General features: G+C 31.1%; 5 protein-coding genes. All 5 read right to left on the bottom strand.

Going from position 1 to position 6,260, the window contains the following annotated elements:
- Positions 1–2,008, bottom strand: a 2,008-nt coding sequence (locus tag AB1Z17_RS05275; RefSeq protein ID WP_368050752.1) for an ABC transporter permease, incomplete at its 3' end; no start/stop codon positions are given.
- Between the two features lie 30 nt (positions 2,009–2,038).
- Complete coding sequence (locus tag AB1Z17_RS05270) at positions 2,039–2,932, bottom strand: ABC transporter ATP-binding protein (RefSeq protein ID WP_368050751.1); 894 nt, start codon at positions 2,930–2,932, stop codon at positions 2,039–2,041.
- A gap of 234 nt (positions 2,933–3,166) precedes the next feature.
- A complete protein-coding gene (leuB, locus tag AB1Z17_RS05265; RefSeq protein WP_368050750.1) occupies positions 3,167–4,222 on the bottom strand; it encodes a 3-isopropylmalate dehydrogenase in 1,056 nt (351 codons plus the stop codon).
- Between the two features lie 109 nt (positions 4,223–4,331).
- Positions 4,332–5,849, bottom strand: a complete 1,518-nt coding sequence (locus tag AB1Z17_RS05260) for an alpha-isopropylmalate synthase regulatory domain-containing protein (protein ID WP_368050749.1) — start codon at positions 5,847–5,849, stop codon at positions 4,332–4,334.
- 102 nt (positions 5,850–5,951) lie between these two features.
- On the bottom strand, positions 5,952–6,260 hold a 309-nt coding region (locus AB1Z17_RS05255; protein ID WP_368050748.1), incomplete at its 5' end, for a 3-isopropylmalate dehydratase small subunit 2.

Genomic DNA, 6,260 nt, shown 5'->3' with positions numbered 1-6,260 from the left:
TATTATGATTTAATAAAATACTGTCAATTTTTTCTGAAGATTTATTAATCATAATGTAGGTTCCTTTTGCCTTGAAATCTAATTCTTTCGGAAAAATATCCATGGCAACATTTACAGCAACAATTCTAGGCTGAATTTTATTATCGAACTTTTTATATTTTTTCTCCCAAGCTACTTGTTGTAATTCGCGTTCTTTTGATGAAGTTCTTTCATTTAGCACATTGTTTTCGTAATAAATTCTAAAACCTAGCGATAAAAATGCGACTAAAAATACTACAAAACCAATTAAATAGGCCCCTTTAAATCGAGCTTTCGCAATTGACAAACGCTCTTTAAATGAATGCGGTAAACCTCTTACCCAAAATAATGCTGAACCAATTAGCAATAAAATTCCGGCAAAAACCCAGTAAATTTTATAGGTCATATACCTGCTAAAAAATGCTCCATAACCATTCATATCTGAATACGAATAACCTGGGCCTTGATTGTATTTAAATATCGATTGTTCTATACCGGCAAAACTTAAAAATGGTAAACCAATAGAAATTACCAACAATATAAACAAGCCTAAATAAGCATTGCCCACTAATGTTTGAATAAATAGTGCTAAAAATGCCCAAATAGCAAATTGAACAAATTTTAAGATTAATAACTCATATAAATATTGGTCTATTTCAAAATTATAATAGCCTCTGTACATTTGAAAGATAATTCCACCAACCATAATTACAAAAAGCAGCACCACTTGCATTTTTAATAAAGCAACAAATTTTGATAATAATAAGGTCCAATTTGGAATTGGAGTTACATCAATTAAATGGTTTGCTTTTGCCATTTTCCCTCTTTGAACAAGCATTCCAGCATATAAAAATGTAAGAATATTTATAAATAAAGAAAAAGTATTTCCCGGATATAATAACATTTGCCAAGTAGTTGGATATGTTTTTGTTCCTGAAATTTCACCTAAAGAAATAGACATTATTAAAATAAAAATAAGTCCGACAAGTAAAATGCTTAAAAACGGCCAACTTTTTATAATGAATTTAAAATCTAAATTTGATAATTTCCAAGATGTTTTTACATTTTGTAGGAACGAATAATCATACCTAACTTTTGGAAGTTCAATTCTAGTAATACCTCCAAAATTACTCTTTGTAACACGCTCTGCTTTTTGTTTTCTAAAACTAACAGTTAATGCATTTTGACTAAATGAAAAATATTTGAATACAATTCCAAAAATAACAGTTGCAATTGCCAACCACAATAAACGATTGTAAATAACAACACCTTTTATAGGAAGTAATAATTCATTTTGCTCTGCAACAGTCCAATACCGTGTATAATAATTAGCTGCTTGTGCTCCAAATGGATCTAACATTGCAGAAAGGAATCTGTTATCAATATCGTTTAATAAACTTTCTGAAACACCTTGTACTAACATTAACATTACAACAACAATAAATCCAGCTGAAATATTTCTTGTAAAAGTAACAGTTGCAAATACAATGGCGCCAAATAAAAATATATTAGGAATTATATAAATAAAATAAGCTTGTAAATAAGATGTAAATCTAAAATCACCAACTATTTCTGGGTTTGTACCTGGAAGTCTAAATCCAATAAACATTCCTAAACCAATAGTTAATACAATTATAGTAACTATTAAAAATGAACTAAAAAATTTTCCGAATAAATAATCAGATTTTGTAAACGGATAGGAATATAAAATGGTGTGCATTTCACTTTTAAAATCTCTAAAAATAGATACCCCAATTATTGAAGGAAATAAAAAGTAAATTAAAATGGTTAATGCATTAAACATGCCATTTAAACTTATGGGAGAATTTACAATTTTTGAAGAGCCTGTGCTCATTGTAAGTGAGTCAAAAATACCTGCCGAACTAGCTGTAACAAACAACGCAATTACAAAAAAGATGGCTAGGTATATATAAAATGCTGGTTTTTTAAACCAGTATTTTAATTCGTGTTTAAATATTGTAGAAAACATATATGTATTTTAAATTGTTAAAAAAGTACCTTATTCTGAAACTAAATTTGCTTCATCTTCTTTTAAAGCAATAAAATACACATCGTCTAACTGAGGTGGTGTGGCTATAAAATCTTCTGCTGGTTTTTCTATGGCATGCACTCTAATGTTTAAGGTATTGTCTTGATTGTAGTTTGATGATAATACATTGAAATTCGCTTCCATCGATTCCAATTCATCACGTTCAATTACTTTAGTCCAAATCTGGCCTTTTACTTCTTCAGTGCACGTTGTTGGAGTAGTGTGTTTTAAAATTCTTCCTCCATTAACAATTACCATTTCGTTGCATAATTCCTTTACATCATCCACAATATGTGTAGAAAATATAACGGTACAATTTGTACCAACTTCACGCAATACATTTAAAAACCGATGACGTTCAGCAGGGTCTAAACCTGCAGTTGGCTCATCAACAATAATTAATTTCGGATTATTTAAAAGTAATTGTGCAATTCCAAAACGTTGTTTCATTCCACCGGAATAACCCGCAACGTGTTTTTTTCTAACTTCATATAAATTAGTAATCTCTAAAACTTCTTTAACTAATTTATTTCTATCCTCTTTGGAAGCAACTCCTTTTAAAGTTGCAAAATAATCTAATAATTCTTCCGCAGACATTTTTGGATATACGCCAAAAGATTGTGGTAAATATCCCAACACTTTTCGCAATGCCATATTATCTTCCAACACATTAATATCTCCAAAAGTTATGGTACCTGAATCTGGACTTTGCAAGGTTGCAATAGTTCTCATTAAAGTTGATTTTCCTGCTCCATTTGGGCCTAAAAGCCCAAACATTCCTGTTCCAATTTCAAGACTTAAATTGTCTATAGCTTTTACTCCGTTTTTGTAAGTTTTTGACAGATTTTGAATAACTAACTTCATGTGTTTTTATTATTTATTTTTTAAAGGTTACATGCAGTTCGCTATCAGTAATTTTATTAAATGATAAACTTTTTAGCATGCTCGTTTCATAGAATTGTTGATTTATAATTTTAAAAAGTACAATATAAGTATCTTTAACTTATAATTTGTTACAAAAAAATGGAATATATAAAAAAAGCTATCTAAAAAATAAAAAATTTTAGACAGCTTTTAGAATTAAAAATTATAAGTTGCTTATACGTTTTTAGCTAACCAATCTCCAACTTCTTTTGTTCCAAAAGCCTTACCTTTCTCAGCTAAATCTTCAGTAACTATACCCTTGTTTAAAGCATTGTTTACAACTGCTCTAATTGCTTTTCCTTCTTCTAGTAAACCAAAGTTTTCAAACATCATTGCTGCAGATAAAACTGTTGCCATTGGGTTTGCTATATTCTTTCCAGTAGCTTGTGGGTATGAACCATGAATTGGTTCAAATAATCCAATATCAGCCCCTAAAGAAGCCGATGGCATTAATCCCATAGAACCTGAAATTACAGAAGCTTCATCTGTTAAAATATCTCCAAATAAGTTTTCTGTAATTAATACATCGTAACTATTTGGCCATTGAACTAAACGCATTGCAACAGCATCTACAAACTCATAAGAAACGGCAACTTCAGGATATTCTTTTTCCATCGCTTGCACAGTTTCTCTCCATAAACGCGATGTTTCTAACACATTTGCTTTATCTACACAACATAATTTTTTTGAACGCGTCATTGCTAATTCAAAACCTTTTTTAGCCAAACGTTGTACTTCTGCTCTTGTATAAACACAGTTATCAAAGGCTGTTTCTCCACCATCTCTTCTTCCTTTTTCACCAAAGTAAATACCACCTGTTAATTCTCTTAAGAAAACCAAGTCAGTACCTTCAATACGTTCTCTTTTTAAAGGAGATTTATCTAATAAAGATGGAAATGTAAATGTTGGACGAACGTTCGCAAATAACCCTAAGGCTTTACGCATTTTTAATAATCCTTGCTCTGGACGAACTTTTGCAGAAGGATCATTATCAAATTTTGGATGCCCAATTGCTCCAAACAACACAGCATCTGAATTTTTACAAATTTCATGTGTTTCATCTGGGTAAGGTTCACCAACCGCATCAATTGCAGCGGCTCCAGTTAATGCTGGTTTCCAGTTAATTTCGTGATTAAACTTTGAAGCAACCACATCACAAACTTTTACTGCCTGGTCAATTACTTCAGGACCAATTCCATCTCCCGCTAAAAGTGCTATATTTAATTTCATTTTTTTTAAGCTTTTGGCTGTTCGCTTTTGGCAATTTGCTCAATAACAGCTATAATTTATATTAATTTAATTTGTATTTAAGCTAATAGCAAAAGGCTAAAAGCACTATTTAAATATTCAACATTTTTTGAGTGGCTTTAATTGCAGATACTGTTTGATCTGAATCTAAACCTCTCGTTATAAATCTTTTCTCTTTTGTTTCCCAAGTAATTATAGTTTCACAAAGTGCGTCTGAAGTACTTCCTGGAGGAATTCTAACTGCATAATCGACTAACTTTGGTAATGATAATTTCTTTTCTTGATATATTTTTTTAATGGCATTCATAAAAGCATCAAATTGCCCATCTCCTTGCGCGTGTTCTTGATAATAGGCACCATCTATTGTTAACGCAACTGTTGTTGAAGGTTTTAATCCTTTTGAATGTGTTAACACATACGATTCGATAGTAATTTTTTCTTGATATAAATTACTGTCCAACACATCGGAAATTATATAAGGTAAATCTTCTTTCGTAACCAATTCTTTTTGATCTCCAAGTTCAATAATTCGTTGGGTAACTTTTTTTAAATCTTCATCATTTAATTGCAATCCTAATTCCTGTAAATTTTTTTCAATATTTGCTTTTCCAGAAGTTTTACCTAAAGCATATTTACGTTTTCTACCGAAACGTTCCGGCATTAAGTCGTTAAAATACAGATTGTTTTTATTATCACCATCAGCGTGAATTCCAGCAGTTTGCGTAAAAACATTATCACCTACAACTGGTTTGTTTGAAGGTATTCTAATTCCAGAAAATGTTTCAATTATTTTACTTACAGAATACAAAGAAGTTTCTTTGACTTGAATTTCAACTTCATCCTTAAAGAAATCATTTATAACTGCAACTACACTTGCCATTGGCGCATTTCCAGCGCGTTCGCCCATTCCATTTACTGTTAAATGAAGTCCTTTGGCTCCTGCTTTTATAGCTTCCATAACATTCGCTACACTTAAATCGTAATCGTTGTGTGCGTGAAAATCGAAATGCGTATCTGGATACTTTGCTGTTATTTGCGAAAAATAATCGAATGTTTGGTAATGTGTAAGCACTCCTAAAGTATCTGGCAGTAAAATTCTTTCTAAAGGAAGTGTCACTAAGAAATCTAAAAATTTAAATACATATTCAGGAGAATTGTGCATTCCGTTACTCCAATCTTCTAAATAAACATTGGTTTTAATTGCTGATTTTTGAGCTAAATCTACAATGTCTTTTATTTCAGTAAAATGCTGTTCTGGCGTTTTTTTAAGTTGGTGTGTTAAATGATTTAAAGAGCCTTTGGTTAATAAATTCTGAACCTTAGCACCCGCATTATTCATCCATTCGATAGACCTTCCTCCATCAACGAAAGTCAACATTTCAACTCTATCTATATATCCATGTTGGTTTGCCCAATCTGTAATTGCCTTTACGGCTTGAAACTCGCCTTCTGAAACTCTGGCTGATGCTACTTCAATCCTATCAACATTTAATTCTTCCAATAACAATTTTGCTATGGTTAATTTTTCTGCTGAAGGAAATGATACTCCTGAGGTTTGTTCACCATCACGAAGTGTAGTATCCATTATTTCTATTTTTCTTTTTTGCATTTTTAAAAACAATTGTTTACTGATATTCCTGCGAAGGCAGGAATCCATTTTTATGGTTTGTCTAGATTCCTGCCTACGCAGGAATGACAACCCAAAGTTTAATTAAAATGGTCTTGTTTCAGCAAAAGATGAAATTTCATCTTTCATTTTTGTTAAATAATCAATATCATCGTAACCATTTAACATGTTATCTTTTTTGTAACTATTAATTTCAAAAGACTCTTGCGCTCCTGAAGCTAAAATTGTAATTATTTGTTTAGGTAAATCAATTTCAATTTCTGTATTAGGGTCTGCTTCAATTGCTTTGTAGATTTTGTCTAAAAATTCAGCACTTACCTGAACTGGTAATACACCAATATTTAAACAATTTCCTCTAAAAATATCTGCAAAGAAACTTGAAACTACACAACG

This window comes from Lutibacter sp. (genome assembly GCF_040883305.1).
Classification (GTDB): Bacteria; Bacteroidota; Bacteroidia; order Flavobacteriales; family Flavobacteriaceae; genus Lutibacter.
This window is presented reverse-complemented; position numbering and strand designations above follow the sequence as displayed.

Coding starts and splice junctions, on each gene's coding strand:
- AB1Z17_RS05270 (WP_368050751.1), bottom strand. CDS start 2,932: ATGAAGTTAGTTATTCAAAATCTGTCAAAAACTTACAAAAACGGAGTA.
- leuB (WP_368050750.1), bottom strand. CDS start 4,222: ATGAAATTAAATATAGCACTTTTAGCGGGAGATGGAATTGGTCCTGAA.
- AB1Z17_RS05260 (WP_368050749.1), bottom strand. CDS start 5,849: ATGCAAAAAAGAAAAATAGAAATAATGGATACTACACTTCGTGATGGT.